Origin of the sequence: Burkholderia sp. Tr-862 (genome assembly GCF_011753085.1) — a bacterium.
GTDB classification, from domain to species: Bacteria; Pseudomonadota; Gammaproteobacteria; order Burkholderiales; family Burkholderiaceae; genus Burkholderia; species Burkholderia ambifaria.
In genome coordinates, this window is the sequence record NZ_VWWG01000081.1 from 1 (window position 1) to 18221 (window position 18221).

General features: G+C 67.9%; 16 protein-coding genes. 4 read left to right on the forward strand and 12 right to left on the reverse strand.

The window, feature by feature from the left end:
* Positions 1–144 precede the first annotated feature (144 nt).
* The 4 genes from F3J14_RS20840 to F3J14_RS20855 form a co-directional block, all read right to left on the reverse strand.
* Positions 145–1386 carry a multifunctional CCA addition/repair protein gene (locus F3J14_RS20840; protein ID WP_166724636.1) on the reverse strand — a complete coding sequence of 414 codons (1242 nt, stop codon included), beginning with the start codon at positions 1384–1386 and terminating at the stop codon, positions 145–147.
* Positions 1383–2030, reverse strand: coding sequence for a glutathione S-transferase family protein (locus F3J14_RS20845; RefSeq protein ID WP_166724637.1), 648 nt, complete (start codon positions 2028–2030; stop codon positions 1383–1385). The genes F3J14_RS20840 and F3J14_RS20845 overlap by 4 nt, the downstream gene beginning before the upstream one ends.
* Positions 2031–2085: 55 nt before the next feature.
* Positions 2086–3045 carry a complex I NDUFA9 subunit family protein gene (locus tag F3J14_RS20850; RefSeq protein ID WP_166724638.1) on the reverse strand — a complete coding sequence of 320 codons (960 nt, stop codon included), beginning with the start codon at positions 3043–3045 and terminating at the stop codon, positions 2086–2088.
* Positions 3046–3314: 269 nt separating this feature from the next.
* Entirely contained in the window at positions 3315–5267 is a 1953-nt protein-coding gene (locus tag F3J14_RS20855; RefSeq protein ID WP_166724639.1) for a lytic transglycosylase domain-containing protein, read from the reverse strand.
* A gap of 8 nt (positions 5268–5275) precedes the next feature.
* On the opposite strand from F3J14_RS20855, the gene F3J14_RS20860 reads away from it, so the two are divergent.
* Positions 5276–5884, forward strand: coding sequence for a 5-formyltetrahydrofolate cyclo-ligase (locus F3J14_RS20860; RefSeq protein WP_166724640.1), 609 nt, complete (start codon positions 5276–5278; stop codon positions 5882–5884).
* A gap of 68 nt (positions 5885–5952) precedes the next feature.
* Here the strand turns inward: F3J14_RS20860 and F3J14_RS20865 are convergent, their stop codons facing one another.
* On the reverse strand, positions 5953–6465 hold the full coding sequence (locus F3J14_RS20865; RefSeq protein ID WP_166724641.1) for a winged helix DNA-binding protein: 513 nt from the start codon (positions 6463–6465) through the stop codon (positions 5953–5955).
* 148 nt (positions 6466–6613) lie between these two features.
* Between F3J14_RS20865 and pxpB the strand changes: the two genes are divergently transcribed.
* The 3 genes from pxpB to pxpA are packed head-to-tail and all read left to right on the forward strand — an operon-like array spanning position 6614 to position 9157.
* Entirely contained in the window at positions 6614–7270 is a 657-nt protein-coding gene (gene pxpB, locus F3J14_RS20870; protein ID WP_166724642.1) for a 5-oxoprolinase subunit PxpB, read from the forward strand.
* Positions 7267–8337, forward strand: a complete 1071-nt coding sequence (locus F3J14_RS20875) for a biotin-dependent carboxyltransferase family protein (RefSeq protein WP_166724643.1) — start codon at positions 7267–7269, stop codon at positions 8335–8337. Before pxpB ends, F3J14_RS20875 begins: the two co-directional genes overlap by 4 nt.
* Before the next feature lie 55 nt (positions 8338–8392).
* The gene (gene pxpA, locus F3J14_RS20880; RefSeq protein ID WP_166724644.1) at positions 8393–9157 is read left to right on the forward strand and encodes a 5-oxoprolinase subunit PxpA; all 765 of its coding nucleotides are present in this window, start codon (positions 8393–8395) and stop codon (positions 9155–9157) included.
* Between the two features lie 557 nt (positions 9158–9714).
* On the opposite strand, the gene F3J14_RS20885 is transcribed toward pxpA, so the two are convergent.
* The 7 genes from F3J14_RS20885 to F3J14_RS20915 all read right to left on the reverse strand — a co-directional run bounded on the left by F3J14_RS20885 (position 9715) and on the right by F3J14_RS20915 (position 18170).
* Positions 9715–10860, reverse strand: coding sequence for a TraB/GumN family protein (locus tag F3J14_RS20885; RefSeq protein WP_166724645.1), 1146 nt, complete (start codon positions 10858–10860; stop codon positions 9715–9717).
* Complete coding sequence (locus F3J14_RS20890; protein WP_166724646.1) at positions 10853–11869, reverse strand: peptide ABC transporter ATP-binding protein; 1017 nt, start codon at positions 11867–11869, stop codon at positions 10853–10855. Before F3J14_RS20890 ends, F3J14_RS20885 begins: the two co-directional genes overlap by 8 nt.
* Positions 11866–12864 (reverse strand): ABC transporter ATP-binding protein, encoded by a 999-nt coding sequence (locus tag F3J14_RS20895; protein WP_006751928.1) that lies wholly within the window; start codon positions 12862–12864, stop codon positions 11866–11868. Before F3J14_RS20895 ends, F3J14_RS20890 begins: the two co-directional genes overlap by 4 nt.
* 2 nt (positions 12865–12866) lie before the next feature.
* Positions 12867–13784, reverse strand: coding sequence for an ABC transporter permease subunit (locus F3J14_RS20900; protein WP_105831972.1), 918 nt, complete (start codon positions 13782–13784; stop codon positions 12867–12869).
* Between the two features lie 4 nt (positions 13785–13788).
* Positions 13789–14799: an ABC transporter permease subunit gene (locus F3J14_RS20905; protein WP_006751926.1), complete on the reverse strand. Its 1011-nt coding sequence runs from the start codon at positions 14797–14799 to the stop codon at positions 13789–13791.
* A gap of 117 nt (positions 14800–14916) precedes the next feature.
* A complete protein-coding gene (locus F3J14_RS20910) occupies positions 14917–16545 on the reverse strand; it encodes an ABC transporter substrate-binding protein (protein ID WP_105831974.1) in 1629 nt (542 codons plus the stop codon).
* Between the two features lie 317 nt (positions 16546–16862).
* Positions 16863–18170 (reverse strand): MFS transporter, encoded by a 1308-nt coding sequence (locus F3J14_RS20915; protein ID WP_166724647.1) that lies wholly within the window; start codon positions 18168–18170, stop codon positions 16863–16865.
* Positions 18171–18221: the final 51 nt, after the last annotated feature.

Genomic DNA, 18221 nt, shown 5'->3' on the forward strand with positions numbered 1-18221 from the left:
TCCAGCGTGGCGGCCAAGCCGGCTGCCGGCAAGGCCGCAGGCAAACGTCCGGCCGCCGCCACCCCGGCCCGCCGCGCCACCGCCCGCACGAAGCAATGACGGCTGGCGGCCGGGCGACGCACCGCGCCACCCGTTTCTTCCGCGCTATTCGCCGATCGCCAGCGCCTGCTTGACGGCCTCGACCCGTGCGCGATGCACGGCGTCCTTGATCTGCATCGCATCGTCGCCGGCACCGCGCGCGATCGCGCCCGCGTCGACGCTGCGCGCCGCCACCAGCGCCACGCGCAGCCGCTCGGCCTGCGGATACGGCTGCGTGTCGAGCCCGAGCCGGCCGCGGGCATCCGCTTCGCACGCCTGCAGCATCTCCGCGAAGCGCGCCGGTTTGCGCAGCGCATCGCTGCGCTCGAAGAACCGCACCAGCGCCGCCGCGCCCATGTCCATCACGCGATGCAGGTTGCCGTGCTCGCGCGCGACCACCAGCGCGAGATCGCGGCATTCGTTCGGCACGCGCAGCCGCTCGCACAACGGCTTGATGAGGTCGACGCCGCGGCCTTCGTGGCCGACGTGGCGCGGCAGTACGTCGGCGGGCGTCGTCGCCTTGCCGAGATCGTGCGTGAGCGCCGCGAAGCGCACCGGCAGCGAGTAGCCCTGCTTCGCTGCGTAGTCGACGACCATCATCACGTGCACGCCCGTGTCGACTTCCGGATGGTAGTCGGCGCGCTGCGGCACGCCCCACAGCGCGTCGACCTCGGGCAGGATGCGCGCGAGCGCGCCGCACTCGCGCAGCACCGCGAACATCCGCGACGGCATCGCCTCCATCAGCCCGCGCGCGATTTCCTGCCACACGCGCTCGGGCACCAGCGCGTCCGCTTCGCCGGCGTCGACCATGCGCCGCATCAGCGCGAGCGTGTCGTCCGCGACCGTGAAATCCGCGAAGCGCGCGGCAAAACGCGCGATCCGCAGGATCCGCACCGGATCCTCGACGAACGCGTCGCCCACGTGCCGGAACACGCGTGCACGCAGGTCGGCCCGTCCGTCGAACGGATCGATCACCGGCCCGACCAGCGCGCCCTCCGGGCTCACTTCGCGCGCCATCGCGTTGATCGTCAGGTCGCGCCGCGCGAGATCCTCGTCGAGCGTCACGTCCGGCGCGAAGTAGAACTGGAAGCCGTGATAGCCGGCCGCCGTCTTGCGCTCGGTGCGCGCGAGCGCGTATTCCTCCTGCGTGTCCGGATGCAGGAACACCGGGAAATCCTTGCCGACCGGCCGGAAGCCCTGGGCGACCATCTGCTCGGGCGTCGCGCCCACCACCACGTAGTCGCGATCCTGCACCGGCACGCCGAGCAATTCGTCGCGGATCGCTCCGCCTACTGCGTAGATGTTCATGGGGTCGGTTCGTATTCGGCAATCACGTTGGTTTCGCGGCGCGCGGCATCGATCCAGCGCTGCACGGCCGGCAGCGCCGTCACGCGCGCGGCATACCCGGCCGCTTCTGGCGACAGCGCCGGCGCATACGTATTGAAGCGCATCACGACCGGCGCATACATCGCATCCGCGATCCCGAATTCACCGAACAGGAACGGGCCGCCCGATGCCTCGATGCACGCGCTCCACAGCGCGTCGATGCGGGCGACGTCGGCCAGCGCATCGGGCGTCGCGCCGCGTCCCGGCATCGACGCGCGCACGTTCATTCCCATCTCGGTGCGCAGCGCGGCAAAGCCCGAGTGCATCTCGGCCGAGATGCAGCGCGCGTGTACGCGCTCCAGCGGATCGGCCGGCCACATCGGGAACTGCGGATAGCGCTCGGCGAGCGTCTCGGCGATCGCGAGCGAATCCCAGATCGCGGTGCCGTGATCGTCGACCAGGCACGGTACCTTGCCGGTCGGCGAATACTCGCGGATGCGCGCGGCCGTGTCGTCGCGGCGCAGCTCGATCGCGATCTCGTCGAACGGGATCCCGAAATGCGCGAGCAGCAGCCACGGCCGCATCGACCACGACGAGTAATTCTTGTCTCCAATGACGAGTTTCATGGCGGGGTTCCGAAAGGCGCGAAAGTGAATGACGGAAAGTGGCGGCCCGCGACGCCTAGCGGCGCGAGCGGAACCAGTCGAAGCGGGAGCGCTGCGCGCCGTCGCCGAGATACGCGGGCGCGATGCTCTCGAGACTCGCGGGCGACAGCCCGAGTTCCGGCGCGAGCGGCCCTGACAGCACGTTGGGCACCGACATCGACGCGAGATTGTCGCGCGTGATCACCGGCTCGCCGGGCAGGCATTCGAACACGCTCGCCTGCAGCCGCGCAAGCGCGTCGGGCAGCCGCACGATGCGTGCCTGCCGGCCGACCAGCGTGCCGCAATAGCGCACCAGTTGCTCGAGCGTGTAGACGGTCGGACCGCCGAGCTCGTAGGTTTTGCCGTACGCGGCCGTGAGGTCGAGCGTGTTGACGAACGCGCTCACGACGTCGCCGACGAACACCGGCTGGAAGCGCGCGTCGGGCATCGCGAGCGGCAGCACCGGCAGCGTGCGCTGCAGGTTCGCGAATGTGTTGAGGAATGTGTCGCCGGGGCCGAACACGACCGACGGGCGGAAGATCGTCAGCGCGAGCGAATCGGTCGCCGCGACCGCATGCAGCGCGGCCTCGCCGTCGCCTTTCGAGCGCTGGTACATGCTCGCGCCGTGCGAATCGGCGCCGAGCGCGCTCATGTGCAGCACGCGCCGCACGCCGACTTCGACGCATGCGGCGGCCAGCGCGGCCGGCAGCGCGACGTGCGCGCGTTCGAACCCGGGCCCGTATGGCGTGCCGCGGCCGCCGTGCAGCACGCCGACGAGATTGATGGCCGCGTGCGCGCCGGCGACGAACCGGGCCAGCGTGCGCGTGTCGAGCGCGTCGAGTTCGACGATCTCGACCGGCAGCATCTGCAGGTGGCGCGCGTGCTCGCGCCGCCGCGTGCCGATCCTCACATGCTTGCCGGCGTCGATCAGCGCATTGACGAGCCGGCTGCCGATGAAGCCGGTGCCGCCCAGCAGCGCGACGGTCTGGCGATCCATGGTCGAGTCCTCCAACGGGCGGTTCACGCTCATGACGGGCTTGCGAACGAGCCTCGCCGGCTGTCCCCAGCGGGACTGCCTTCGGGCGCGAGCAAGAAGCAGGGCGCGGCCTCCGGCCGAGCCTGACAAGCGACGCGCGACGCCGCAATATGACCGGCCACGCTCGCGCCCCTGACCAGGAGAATCATAGACGGGGCTGGCCCGTCATGAGCGTGAACAGCCCCTTGAGCACACTGCCGCGTCTTGCGCGGCAGTATGAAGATTGCGGATCAGGGCGAGATCATGCCCAGGCGTTTCTTCAACGACTGCGGCTTGCCCTCGAAGAGCGCCGCGTAGTAGACGGTGTTCGACAGCACGTTCTTCACGTAGTCGCGCGTCTCGTTGAATGGAATCGTCTCCGCGAAGATCGCGCCTTCGACCGGCTGCGTCAGCACCTGGCGCCACTGGCGCGGCCGGCCCGGGCCCGCGTTGTAACCGGCAGTCGCCAGCACCGGCGAGCTGTCGAAGTTGTTGTAGATGTCCGCCAGATACCAGGTGCCGAGCTGGATGTTGGTATCGATGTCATGCATCTGCGCACGCGTGATCGTGCCCATCCCGAGCTTCTTCGCGACGAGCTGCGCGGTGGCCGGCATCAGCTGCATCAGCCCGCCCGCGCCGACGGAAGAACGCGCGTTCGTGATGAAGCGCGATTCCTGGCGGATCAGCCCGTACGCCCATTCGATGTCGAGGCCCGACGACTGCGCGTAGCGCTCGACGATGTCGCGGTACGGCGACGGGTAGCGCAGCGTGAAGTCGTGCTCGGCCTTCGTGCGGTCGGCCGTGTTGACCGTGCGGTCGAGCAGGTCGACGCGCTTGCCGTATTCGGCGGCCGCGAGGAGCTGGCGATCGGTCATCCCGCGCAGCGGCCAGTTCCATTCGCGATTGCCTTCGAGGCGCAGGTTCAGCCCATAGAAGCGCTGCGCGAGCGCGAAGCCCGGGATCTTGCTCATCGCGCCGATCTCGGTGTCGCTCACCTTCGTGCGCGGCGGAACGCTCGTGCGCTGGCCGAGTTCTTCGCCGGCGAGCTGCCCGTAGAAGTTGTACTGGCCCGCGACCTGCTCGAATTCCTGGTTCGCCTGCAGCGTGTCGCCGCTCTGCTTGAGCGCGCGCGCGTGCCAGTAGATCCAGGCCGGATCGTCGCGCAGCGACGGCGGCATCTGCTCGATCGACCAGCGCACCATCGGCCAGTTGCCGGCGAGCAGCGCGGCGCGCGTACGCCATTCGTAGCCCGGGTTCGACAGCGGCGCGTTCGCGGATTTCGCATACCAGACCGACGCGAGCGGCGAGCGCTTGATCGCGCCCTGGTAGCCGATCGCGCCCCACGCGATCGCCTGTTCCTGCTTCGTCAGCGAGCCGGTGACGGACGTCAGCATCCCTGCCGCCGCGTCCGGATCGTTGCGCGCCATGCGGCCGAGCGCGATCAGCGCGAGCTGGTGCGACGCCGCGTCGGGGCCGACGCCGCGCGCGAGGTACAGCGGCGGCGCGCTGGTCGCCTGGTCGAAGTCGACCGGGCGCGGGCCGAGCGCGTCGACGATCTTGCCGCCGAGCGTCGTGTAGTTCTGCTCGTACGCGAGGCGCGCCTGCTGCCACACGTCGTCGCTCGTGAATTGCTGGTTGACCGTCAGCGCCGTAATCAGGTCGACACAGGCGTCGCCGTAGTATTTCGGTTCGACGAGCAGCGCGCGCGCCGCCTCGGCGACGTTCTCGCCGCGCGCCGCGCGCGATTCGAGCGCATAGCACTTGACCTGCGTGTCGTCGTCGAGCACGAAGCGCTTGTACTGGTCGTCGAAGTTGCGCCAGTCGTGGCGCGCGCCGAGCACGAGCAGGTAGTCGTTGCGCATGCGGTCGGCGATCGCCTGTCCGTCGTAGCGCTGCAGGAACGACTGCACGGGTGCGTCGGGCGCGTCGACACGTGCGCGGCCCGTCGAATCGAACAGCTGCGGCTTGATCTGGAAATACTCGACGTAGGACGGGACCGGATAGTTCGGGATCGTCGACGCGAGCTGCGCGGCCTTCGCGGCGTCGTTGCGGCGCGCGGCTTCGCGAAGCTGCACGAAGATCTGGTCATCCCCGGCGAGCGTGTCGTCGCCCGGTGCGGCGCACGCGGCCGTGCCCGCGACGAGCGCGGCGGCCGAAAGCGTGAGCGCGACCGCGCGATATACTCGGAAAAGGCTGTTCGACATCGTTTTGAATGGAGCACGAATTGAGCGAAAGCATAGCATGCAACCCTGTGCCGAACCCGAAGGCTGCACTGCGCAAAACGCTGGCCGGCGCGCGTCGCGACGCCGCGTCGCAGCCCGCCGCGAACGCCGCGCTCGACGCGCGGCTGCGCGGGTTGCTCGAACGCCTCGCACCGCGCACGGTCGGCTTCTACTGGCCGCTGCCGGGTGAATTCGACGCGCGCGACGCTGTGCTCGCATGGTCCGCGGCCGGCACCGGCCGCCGTGCCGCGCTGCCGGTGATCGGCGAGCGTCACACGCCGCTCGCGTTCCATGTGTGGGATGCGCACACGCCGATGCGCGAAGGGCATCACCGGATTCCGGAGCCGGCGTCGGGAGTCGTCGTCGTGCCCGACCTGTTGCTGATTCCGTGTGTGGGATTCGATCTGGAGCGCTACCGGCTCGGCTATGGCGGCGGCTACTACGACCGCACGCTCGCGGTGTGGCCGGGGGACACGCTGCCGGTGACGGTCGGCATCGCGTATGAAGCGTGCCGCGTGGATGCGCTGCCGGCCGAGGCGCACGATCTCGCGATGCGCTGGATCGTGACCGACGGCGCGCTTTACCCGGCCGCCGGATGACGCGGCGCGCGACACCGCGCCAGCGGCATGCCGCGCGTCACCGCGTTCACCGTCCCGTTCGCAATCGTTTACAGCGAGGCTGCCGCACGCGCGGCCGTATCGTAGAGACCCGATGCGTGGCGCAGCAGTTGCGCGGCGTCGCCGATCTGCGCGTTGGTGAGGCCGCTGTCCTTCAGCGTCTCGATCAGGCAATGCTCGCGCACCTCGCGATACTTCAGGCACAGCTCGCGGCCCGCATCGGTCGCGAAGAAGAACACTTCCTTGCCGCTCTTCTCGCTCTTCACATAACCGCGCGCGATCAGTTTTTTCAGCGCATAGGTCGCGACGTGCGTATCCTCGATATTGAGCACGAAGCAGATGTCGGCGAGCTTTTTCTTGCGTTCGCGATGGCTCACGTGATGCAGCAGCGACACCTCGACCGCCGTCATGTCCTTCGCGCCCGCGGCCGACATGCAGCGCACCATCCATCGGTTGAATGCGTTGCTGGCCATGATGAGGCCGTATTCGAGCTCCGACAGCTCTGCGCTCGACTCGGAAACGAGGTGTTCGGATGACACGATCTTGGTCGCAGGACGCTTCATGGAAAGGCGGCGCAAGCCGGATGACAGGGAGTGCCGAGTGTACGACAGAAGCCCCGGCATACGAGCTAGGCGAAAACGCTTATTGGGAAGTTGTCGATATTTTATCGACAATGTGCGCTAACATTGCCGTCCGAACCGTGCCAGTCCGATGACGCAACCCCGCATTTATCCGCTCGGCGATGCCGCCCTCGTCTGCGAGGTGCCGCCGCCCGCCACGCTCGATTGCCAGCGCCGCGTCTGGGCCGTCGCCGAGGTCGCGCGCGCGTGGCCCGACGTGATCGACGTCGTGCCGGGCATGAACAATCTGACGATCGTGTTCGATGCGCTCGCCGCGACGGCCGAGTCGCTCACGCCGGCGCTGCGCGACGCGTGGGAAACCGCCGACGTCGAGCACGCGGAGGGCCGCGAGATCGAGATTCCCGTTGAATACGGCGGCGCCGCCGGCCCCGACCTGCCGGCCGTCGCTGCGCATACGGGGCTATCGGCCGACGAAGTCGTCGCGCGCCACACGGCCGCCGAATACGTCGTGTTCTTCGTCGGCTTCCAGCCGGGCTTCGCGTATCTCGGCGGCCTCGATGCATCGCTGCACACGCCGCGCCGCGCGGCGCCGCGCCTGGAAGTGCCGGCCGGCTCGGTCGGCATCGGCGGGGCGCAGACGGGCATCTATCCAGCCACGTCGCCCGGCGGCTGGCAACTGATCGGCCGCACGTCGCACGTGCTGTTCGACCCCACGCGGGCGCAGCCGACGCTGCTGCTGCCCGGCGACCGCGTGCGCTTCACCATTGCCGGAGTCGACGCGACATGAGCCAGAACACCGCACCGGGCACGATCGAGGTCGTCCGCGCCGGCCCGCTGTCGACCGTGCAGGATCTCGGCCGCCGCGGCACGCGCCATCTCGGCGTCGCGCAGGGCGGCGCGCTCGACAGCCTCGCGCTCGAGGTCGGCAATCGGCTGGTCGGCAATCGCCCCGACGCGGCGGCCGTCGAACTCACGATCGGCCCGGCCGCATTCCGCTTCACGCGCGCGACGCGCATCGCGATCACCGGCACCGAATTCGGCGGGACGCTCGACGGCAAGCCCGTGTATTCATGGTGGAGCCTGCCGGTCGAGGCCGGGCAGACGCTCGTGCTGCCGGCCGCGAAGCGCGGGATGCGCGGCTACCTGTGCATCGCGGGCGGCATCGACGTGCTGCCGATGCTCGGCTCGCGCAGCACCGATCTCGCGTCGCGCTTCGGCGGCCTCGGCGGCCGCGCGCTGCGCGACGGCGATCGGCTCCCGGTCGGCGTGCCGCCGGCTGGCGCCGGCTGCCTCGCGACCGATGCGCCCGAATTCGGCGTGAAGGCGCCCACGTGGTGCGCGTTCGTGCGCGTCGACGAACCACCGCGCCGCCACCACCGTCCCGCGCACGCGCCGTGGGCGATGCCCGTGCGCGTGCTGCCGGGCCCCGACTACGCGTCGTTCGCGGCCGATTCGCAGCAGGCGTTCTGGGACGAGGAATGGCTCGTCACCGCGAACAGCAACCGGATGGGCTATCGCCTCGCCGGCGCCGAGCTGGTGCGCGAGCGGCCGGTCGAGCTGCTGTCGCACGCGGTGCTGCCCGGCACGATCCAGGTGCCGCCGAATGGCCAGCCGATCGTGCTGATGCACGATGCGCAGACCACCGGCGGCTATCCGAAGATCGGCACGGTGATCCGCGCGGATCTCTGGAAACTCGCCCAGGCGCGCCTGAACCTGCCGATCCGCTTCGTGCGCACGACACCCGACGCCGCGCGCGCCGCCCTGACCGCGGAACGTGCCTATCTGCGGCAGATCGACGTCGCGATCGAGATGCGCGAGGAAACGCGCCGCCGCGAGCAATCGCGCGCGGCGTGACAATGTCAGAAGCAACACGGAGGACGCGCCACGCCATCAGTGGACGAGGAACATCATGGAAATCGATCTGAATGCCGATCTCGGCGAAGGATGCGGATCGGACGAGGCGCTGCTCGACCTCGTCACGTCGGCGAACATCGCGTGCGGCTGGCATGCAGGCGGCGCCAATGCGATGCGCGACTGCGTGCGCTGGGCCGTGCAGAAAGGCGTGTCGATCGGCGCACACCCGAGTTTTCACGACCCGGAGAATTTCGGCCGCAAGGAAATGCAGCTGCCGGCCGGCGACATCTATGCGGGCGTGCTGTACCAGCTCGGCGCGCTGTCGGCGATCGCGCAGGCCGAAGGCGGCCGCATCGCGCACGTGAAGCCGCACGGCGCGCTCTACAACCAGGCCGCGCGCGACCCGCTGATCGCCGACGCGGTGGTGTCCGCGATCCACGACTTCGATCCGTCGCTCGCCGTGTTCGGGCTCGCCAACAGCGTGTTCGTCGCGGCCGCGCGCCATGCGGGGCTCGCCGCGGTGGAGGAAGTGTTCGCCGATCGCGGCTACCGCGCGGACGGCTCGCTCGTGCCGCGCAGCCAGCCCGGCGCGCTGATCGACGATGAGGATGCCGTGCTCGCGCGCACGCTCGACATGGTGCGCGAACGGAAGGTGCGCGCGGTAAGCGGCGAGTGGGTGCCGCTCAATGCGCAGACCGTCTGCCTGCACGGCGACGGCCCGCATGCGCTCGCGTTCGCGAAGCGGATCCGCACTGCGCTCGAAGCGGCGGGGGTCGACGTTGTCGCGCCCGGCGCGCTGCAGGCCGACGAAGACGCTTGAGAAGCGCGCAAGCCCCGCTGCCGTCTGACCAAAACCGCCGCACCAAAGAAAAAAGCGCCCTCGTGGCGCCTTTCTGTTGGCACAATCGCCGCGGACTTCGCCGTCTGTCGATTTGCCCCCCGAAACCGTCTGTCGACGGTGACCGGAAAAATGCTCCGGATTAAAAAACGTCCGCCGCCGCCCGAATACTGCTTCCCCCGGTCGGACGACGGAACGTCGCTTATCCGCAAGTCTGCCGCATGCATTTGTTGTACCGACGATGTTTGGCCCCGCCGTGCATGCAGACACTCCGCGGCCGGCACGCGCATCACGTGCCGGCTACGCTAACCCCGCGCTTTGTTTTCTGCTACCCCGTAGAACTTATCTATTCTTTTCATTTTTTCAACTTGTGGGATGAAGAATAGAGATTGGCAGAACCGGATGTCAATCGTTTTAAACGCTATTTCCTGAGGATTCGAGGGTTTTCCTTATCGGGTCGCGCGGCCGCGCAGCCGCTTCACACCGCGCGCGCGTCGTCGATCAAACAGGGGAGGATCGGTGCGCGGCACCCGGCGCGATCAGTTCGCGTCGACCCGGTATCCTTGTCGGCGCAACAATTCGAGCACGCCGCGCGGGCCGCCCAAATGCAGCGCGCCGATTGCGACGAATACCGGCCGGTCCGGCGCGGCGATTGCCGTCATCCGTGCAACGAAGCGCCGGTTGCGCTCGTACAGAATCTTGTTGTCGATCGACGCCGACAGCGCCTTCGAACGGGCCAGCCGCTCGCTCTTCGCGACCGCCCACGCCGAGATCGCATCGGCGTCGCCAATTTGCCACAGTCGGTGCAGCGCCTTGATGTCGGCGGCGTTCTGCGCCGGCGTCTGCACCATGTCCTGGGCGAGCATCTCGCGCTGCTCGGCGAGTGTCAGCCCGGTGAACGCACGCATCTGCTCGGCAAGCGTCTCGAGCCCGATCACGCGGCCGCCCTTCTTCTTCAGGAACACGTTCTGCAGCTGCGCCTCGGTGCCGAATTCGGTCTGCAGGCCGGCCGACAGCGAGTCGTAGGTCTCGACGACCAGCGCCGCGAGCCACGGCCGCATCCGGCGAATTTCCGCGAGCGCGGCCGGATTGCCGTGCAGGCGCGCAGCGAGCCGCTGCCACAGCGGCTCGGGCAGCAGGCGCTGCAGGCACGGGTAGCGGCACACGCCATACTTCGACACGTCGTCCTGCGATTCGAGCAGATCGTCCGGCGACAGCTCGAGCGCGAGCGTCGGCGACGCGGCGAGCGCCGCGAGGATGCGCGGCTGGAACGGCTGGACGCTCGGATAGTCGGACGGGTCGCCCGTATGCAGCGTGCCGAGCACGTACAGCGTGACCCTGCCCCGGGTGGCGACATAGAACGGCATGCGCGCAGGCTGCACGCGCACCGTGCCGCGCGCGACCGTGCCGTTCGACACGGACGGCGCGTGGAAACCCGGCAGGCTGATGCCGGGCGGCGGAACCTGCGACGGATGGATCGGCGAACTCGCCGGCGCGCGCCCTTCGGCACGCGCGGCGTCGGCCGGGACCAGCACGCTGGCGGCCACGCATGCGCCGGCCAGCGCCGCGCCCGTGACCGTGCGTACGCTCCAGCGCCGTGCGTTGCGGCACGCGCGCATCACGCGCGCGCTGCCAGTCCCCGAACGGCGCACGTCTGACGCGCGCGCCGCCAAACCATCAGGCATTCGCCTCCCCCACCTCCTCGGCGCGATGGCAGGCCACACGGCGTCCGTCGACGTCGCGCAACTGCGGTTCCTCGACGCGGCACCGGTCAATCGCGTACGGGCAGCGCTGGTGAAACGCGCAGCCCGACGGCGGATTGAGCGGCGACGGCAGCTCGCCCTGCAGCTTGATCTGCACGCGGCGGTCTTCCTCGAAGATCGCCGGCGTCGCCGACATCAGCGCGCGCGTGTACGGATGCCGCGGCCGCGCGTAAATCGTCGCCTTGTCGCCGAGCTCGGCGACGCTGCCGAAGTACATCACCATCACGTCGTCCGCGACGTGCTCGACCACCGCCAGGTTGTGCGAGATGAACACGTAGCTGGTTTTGAACTGCTCCTGCAGATCCATGAACAGGTTCAGGATCTGCGCCTGGATCGACACGTCGAGCGCGGACACCGGCTCGTCGGCGACGACGATGCGCGGATCGAGGATCATCGCGCGCGCGATCGCGACGCGCTGGCGCTGGCCGCCCGAGAACATGTGCGGATAGCGCTTCGCGTGCTCGGGCCGCAGGCCGACCGTGCGCATGATCTGCGCGATGCGCGCCGCGCGTTCGGCGGCCGTCAGGTTCGTGTTGATCTCGAGCGGCTCGGCGAGCGTCTGCTCGACGGTCTTGCGCGGGTTCAGCGACGCGAACGGATTCTGGAACACCATCTGCACGCGCCGGCGCAGGTCGGCGACCGTCGCGCGGTTCGCGCCGGCCACGTTCTTGCCGTCGATCACCAGGCTGCCCGCGGTGGGCGTCTCGATCATCGTAAGCTGGCGCGCGAGCGTGGATTTTCCGCAGCCCGACTCGCCGACGACCGCAAGCGTCTTGCCGCGCTTGAGCGTGAACGACACGCCGTTGAGCGCCTTCACGGTGCCCTGCCCGAACATCCCGCGCTTCACCGAGTAGTGCTTCGCGAGGCCATCCGCGATCAGCACCGCTTCCTCGTCGTGCGGCGTGGCACGCGTTTCGTGGACTGCGTTCATCGTGCGCCTCCCGTCAGGTCGAGGTTGGAAATATTGAGCGGCTTGATGCAGCGCGCACGCATCGCATCGTTGCCGGACACCAGCGTGTCGAGCGCCGGACGCGCCTTGCGGCAATCGTCGACGACGTACTTGCAGCGCGGCGCGAACAGGCAGCCGGACGGGCGATCATCGCGGCCCGGCACCATGCCCGGCAATGCGGCAAGGCGACGCGCCCCCTTATTGTGCTCGGGAATCGCCGCGAGCAGCGCTTCGGTGTACGGATGATGCGGCGCACGGAAGATGTCCGGCACGCGATTGGTCTCGATGACCTCGCCTGCATACATCACCGCGACGCGCTGCGCGACCTCCGACACCACGGCCAGGTCGTGCGAGATCAGCACGAGCGCCATCCCGCGCTCCTTCTGCAGCTTCACGAGCAGATCCATGATCTGCGCCTGGATCGTCACGTCGAGCGCGGTGGTCGGCTCGTCGGCGATCAGGAGCTTCGGGTTGCACGCCACCGCCATCGCGATCATCACGCGCTGGTTCATCCCGCCCGACATCTGGTGCGGGAACGCCGTGATGCGGTTCTTCGCATCGGGAATGCCGACCTGGTCGAGCAGCTCGAGCGCGCGCCGGTGCAGCGCGTCGCCGCGCAGTCCTTCGTGCAGCTTCAGCACCTCCTTGATCTGGTAGCCGACCGTGTAGCTCGGGTTCAGGCTCGACAGCGCGTCCTGGAACACCATCGCGATGTCCTTGCCGACGATCTTGCGGCGCGCCTTCGGCGACGCCTTCAGCAGGTCCACGCCGTTGAACGTGACCTCGTCGGCCGTCACCTTGCCCGGCGCGTCGATCAGGCCCATCAGCGCCATCATCGTCACGCTCTTGCCCGAGCCCGATTCGCCGACGACGCCCACCACCTCGCCCGGCGCGATCGACAGGTTGATCCGGTCGACAGCGGGCAGGCCGTTGAAGTTCACCGCGAGATTGCGGATAGTCAGTAGATCTTGGCTCATGGTCACGCCATCCGCTTCAGTTTGGGATCGAGCGCGTCGCGCAGCCCGTCGCCGAGCAGGTTGATCGCGAGCACCGAAATCAGGATCGACAGGCCGGGCATCGTCACGATCCACCATGCGTTGTCGATGTAGTCGCGCGCGGAGGCGAGCATCGCGCCCCACTCGGCGGTCGGCGGCTGTACGCCGAGGCCGAGGAAGCCGAGCGCGGCCGCGTCGAGAATGGCCGACGAGAAGCCGAGCGTCGCCTGCACGATCAGCGGTGCCGTGCAGTTCGGCAGCACCTGCGAGAACATCAGGCGCACCGTGCCGGCACCGGCCACGCGCGACGCCGTCACGTACTCCTTCTGCAGTTCGCCGAGCGCCGACGCGCGCGTGAGACGCACATAGGCCGGCAGCGCGACGATCGCGATCGCGAACATCGTGTTGGTGAGGCCCGGGCCGATGATCGCGACGACCGCGACCGCGAGCAGCAGCGACGGCAGCGCGAGCAGCACGTCCATGATGCGCATCACGGGCGTGTCGGCCCACTTCTGGAAGAACGCGGCGACCAGCCCGAGCACGATGCCGGGGATCAGCGCGAGCACGACCGACACGAAGCCGATCCAGAACGACATCCGCGCGCCGAACATCAGGCGCGAAAGAATGTCGCGACCCGCTTCGTCGGTGCCGAGGATGAAGTGCCAGTTGCCGCCTTCGAGCCACGCGGGCGGGATCTTCACGTAGTCGCGGTATTGCTCGACCGGGCTGTGCGGCGCGATCAGCGGTGCGAGCAGCGCGACCAGGATCAGCACCAGCACGACGATGCCGGCGCCGACGGCGCCGCGGTTGCGCGAGAAGTTGGCCCAGAACTCGCGCAGCGCGAGCGCACGGCCGCCGGCCGGCGCGGACTCGCTCGGCAGGGTGTTTTGCAGATTGCTCATGGAATTACCTCGTGTGGCGGATGCGCGGATTCAGCACGCCGTACAGCAGGTCGACGACCAGGTTCACGACGATCACGAGCGTCGCGATCAGCAGGATGCCGCCCTGGACGACCGGATAGTCGCGACGGCCGATCGCATCGATCAGCCACTTGCCGACACCGGGCCACGAAAAGAGCGTCTCGGTCAGCACGGCGCCCGCGAGCAGCGTGCCGATCTGCAGGCCGATCACGGTGACGACCGGGATCAGCGCGTTGCGCAGCGCATGCACGACGACCACGCGCGCGGGCGACAGCCCCTTGGCGCGGGCGGTGCGGATGTAGTCCTCGCGCAGCACTTCGAGCATCGACGAGCGCGTCATCCGCGCGATCACCGCGAGCGGGATCGTGCCGAGCACGATCGCGGGCAGGATCAGGTGGCTGACCGCCGACTTGAACGCGCCTTCGTCCGGCGCGAGCAGCGCGTCGATCAGCATGAAGCCCGTCGGGTGCGGGAAGTCGTATTCGACCGCGATGCGCCCCGACACGGGCGTCCAGCCGAGATACGACGAAAACACCATGATGAGGATCAGCCCCCACCAGAAGATCGGCATCGAGTAGCCGGTGAGCGCGGTGCCCATCACGCCGTGATCGATGGCCGAGCCGCGTCGCAGCGCGGCGATCACGCCGGCCGGCAGGCCGACCGCGAGCGCGAACACGAGCGCGCACAGCGACAGCTCGACGGTCGCCGGGAAGCGCGCGAAGAATTCGCCCGCGACGCTGGTGTTGGTGATGATCGACGTGCCGAGGTCGCCGTGCAGCGCACGGCCGATGTAGTGGATGTACTGCAGCGGCAGCGGCTGGTCGAGGCCGAGCCGTTTCATTGCCTCCGCATGCATCGCGGGATCGACGCCGCGCTCGCCCATCATCACTTCGATGGGGTCGCCCGGTATCAGGTGAATCAGCGCAAACGCCAGGATGGTGATGCCGATGAAGGTCGGGATCACCATGCCCACGCGGCGCAACACGAATGTGAACATGATGCGTCTCGTATTTTCTTGTGGGAAATGTGCGACCGGCGACGGGAAGCTTTTGGCCTCCCGCCGCCGGATGAATAGTGCCTTCTCGGTCTATGCAGACAGCTTACACGGGCCGTATTACTTCACGCCGACACCGTCGAAGCGAGCATAGCCGAGCGGCTCGATGCGCATGTCGACCACGTTCTTGCGTACCGGCTGGTAGACCGTCGAGTTCGCGATCGGCGAGAACGGCAGCTGCTGCGCGAAGATCTGCTGAGCCTGCGTGTAGATCTTCGTGCGCGCGTCCTGGCCCGTCGTCGTGCGGCCCTTCTGGACCAGCTCGTCGAACGGCTTGTAGCACCAGTGCGAGAAGTTGTTGCCCTTGATCGCCTCGCAGCCGAGCAGCGTGCCGAGCCAGTTGTCCGGGTCGCCGTTGTCACCCGTCCAGCCGATCAGCATCGTGTCCTGCTCGCCCGTGTGCGCACGCTTGATGTACTCACCCCACTCGTACGTGACGATCTTCGCCTTCACGCCGATCTTCGCCCAGTCGGCCTGGATCATCTCGGCCATCAGGCGGGCGTTCGGGTTGTACGCGCGCTGCACCGGCATGGCCCACAGCGTGATGTCGAAACCGTTCGGGAAGCCGGCCTTCGCGAGCAGCGCCTTCGCCTTCGCGGTGTCGTACGCGGGCATCTTCAGGTTCTTGTCGTACGACCATTGGGTCGGCGGCACCGGCGCGGTGGCGGCCTGGCCCGCGCCCTGATAGACGGATTCGAGGATCGCCTTCTTGTTGATCGCCATGTCGAGTGCCTGACGCACCTCGAGCTTGTCGACCGGCTTGTGCTCGACGTTGTACGCGAGGTAGCCGAGGTTGAAGCCCGGCTGCGACGGCATGTCGATGCCCGAGTCGGCCTTCAGCGTCGCGATGTCGGCCGGACGCGGATAGCTCATCACCTGGCATTCGTTGCGCTTGATCTTCTGCACGCGCACGCCCGGATCGGGCGTGATCGAGAAGATCAGCTTCGACAGCTTCACCGCGCCCTTCTTCCAATAGTCAGGATTGCCGTCGAAACGGATCGTCGCGTCCTTCGTGTAGCTGCGGAAGATGAACGGGCCCGTGCCGACCGGCTTCTGGTTGATGTCGGCGGCCTTGCCGGCCTTCATCAGCTGGTCGCCGTATTCGGCCGACAGGATCGACGCGAATTCCATCGCCATGTTCTGGATGAACGGTGCGTTCGGTTCGGCCAGCGTGAACTTCACGGTGTACGGATCGACCTTCTCGATCTTCGTGATCAGCTTGTCGAGGCCCATGTCGGTGAAGTACGGGAACGACACCGGGTAGGCCTTGCGGAACGCCTGGTTCGGATCGAGCATGCGCTCGAACGAGAACACGACGTCGTCCGCGTTGAATTCGCGCGTCGGCTTGAAGAAGTCGGTCGTGTGGAACTTCACGCCATGACGCAGGTGGAACGTGTACACCTTGCCGTCGGACGAAACGTCCCACTTCTCCGCGAGGCCCGGCTCGACCTTCGTGCCGCCGCGCTCGAATTCGACGAGCCGGTTGTAGACGGTGAACGTGGCGGCCGTGAAATCGACGCCGGTCGTGAATTGCGCGGAATCAAAACCCGCCGGGCTGCCTTCTGAGCAGTAGACGAGCGTTTTGTTCGGGATCTGTGCGAATGCAGAACCCGCGACGCCGAGCGATGCCGCTGCCACGCCTGCAATGGCGGTAACACGCAGGGTGTGCAACAGACGGTTGTATTCCATGTTTCCTCCAGGTTTCCAGATCGGAACCGGTCCCCCAGGGGCCGGGTACGCGGATATTACTTGAGCTATCGATTCTGCAACAAGCTGGAGAAAAAACTCTTCTAGACGCATCCACACGGGTTTTTGCGGATGTCTGACACGCGCGAAAAGTGCCTCTGCGCGCGCGGACGGCCATTTCGCCGATCCGGCGCGTGTTTCCTTCGCCAACTAAACAATTCGTATGCGCAGGTAGCGGCACGTCACGCCGTTTTTGGGGCCATGCCGCGCGCATCGTTGCTGCCTTCGAAACAATGCGGTGCGCGCGCTGCGATGCGCGCTCAGGCCGGCGCGTCGAGATCCGCGCTGCGCGCGGGCACGAATGCGACCGCGACGATCGACAGCGCGAGCCCCGCCATCACGTAATAGGTGGGCGCGAGCGGCGTGCCCGTCGCCTTGATCAGCCACGTGACGATGAACTGCCCGAACCCGCCGAACAGCATCACCGCGACGTTGTACGCGATCGACAGCCCGGTCGAGCGCACGTTGGCCGGGAACAGCTCGGCGATCATCGCGCCGAACGGCCCGTAGTAGCCCGCGAGCGTCACCGACAGCACAGCCTGCACCGCGATCAGCCGCCCGATGCTCGGCGCGGCGTCGAGCCACGCGAACAGCGGGTACATCAGCGCGAGCGTCAGCACGAGCGACCACAGCGACAGCCCCTTGCGGCCGATGCGGTCCGACCATGCGCCCGCGATCGGAGACAGCACCATCAGCAACAGATTGCCGACGATCACCGCGTAGAACGATTCCGCATACGGCAGCTTCAGCTGCTTCACCGCGAAGGTCGGCAGATAGCTGATCAGCACGTAGATCGTCACCGTCAGCGCGATCACCGAGCCGAGCCCGCACAGCACCTCGCGCGGATAGCGCGTGAACACTTCGCCGAGCGTCGCGCGGCGCGCGCTTTGCTGCGCATGCAGGAAGGCTTCGGAATCGGCGAGATGACGACGGATATAGAAGCCGATCGGACCGATCACGAGCCCGAGGATGAACGGCACGCGCCAGCCCCAGCTGCGCAGCGCGTCGTGCGACAGCCCGCGCGTGATCGCCGCGCCGACCAATGCGCCGATCAAAAGCGCGGCCGCCTGGCTCGCCATCTGCCAACTGCCGTAGAAACCGCGTTTCGAGAACGGCGCGGCCTCGATCAGCAGCGCCGTCGCGCTGCCGAATTCGCCGCCCGCGGAGAAGCCCTGCAGCAGGCGACCGAGCACGATCAGGAGCGGGCCGCCGATGCCGATCGCCGCATAGGGCGGTGCGATCGCGAGCAGGAAGATGCCGGCCGTCATCAGCAGGATCACGAGCGACAGCGCGGCCTTGCGGCCCGCGCGGTCCGCATAGAGCCCGAACACGATGCCGCCGATCGGGCGCATGAAGAATGCCACGCCGAACGTCGCCGTGGTCAGCAGCAGCGAAGAGTATTCACTGGTAGTCGGGAAGAACAGCTCGGCGATCACGACCGTCATGAAGCCGAACACCGTGAAGTCGTACCACTCGAGCGCGTTGCCGATCACCGCCGCCACGACCGCGCGGCGATTCAGCGCACGCTCGGGCCGGGCCGTTTTCGTTGAATTCGCAATCGTCGCCATGCGTGCCTCGTCCTCGTGAATTCGCCGTATCGGGCGGTGCGGCGCGCGGAG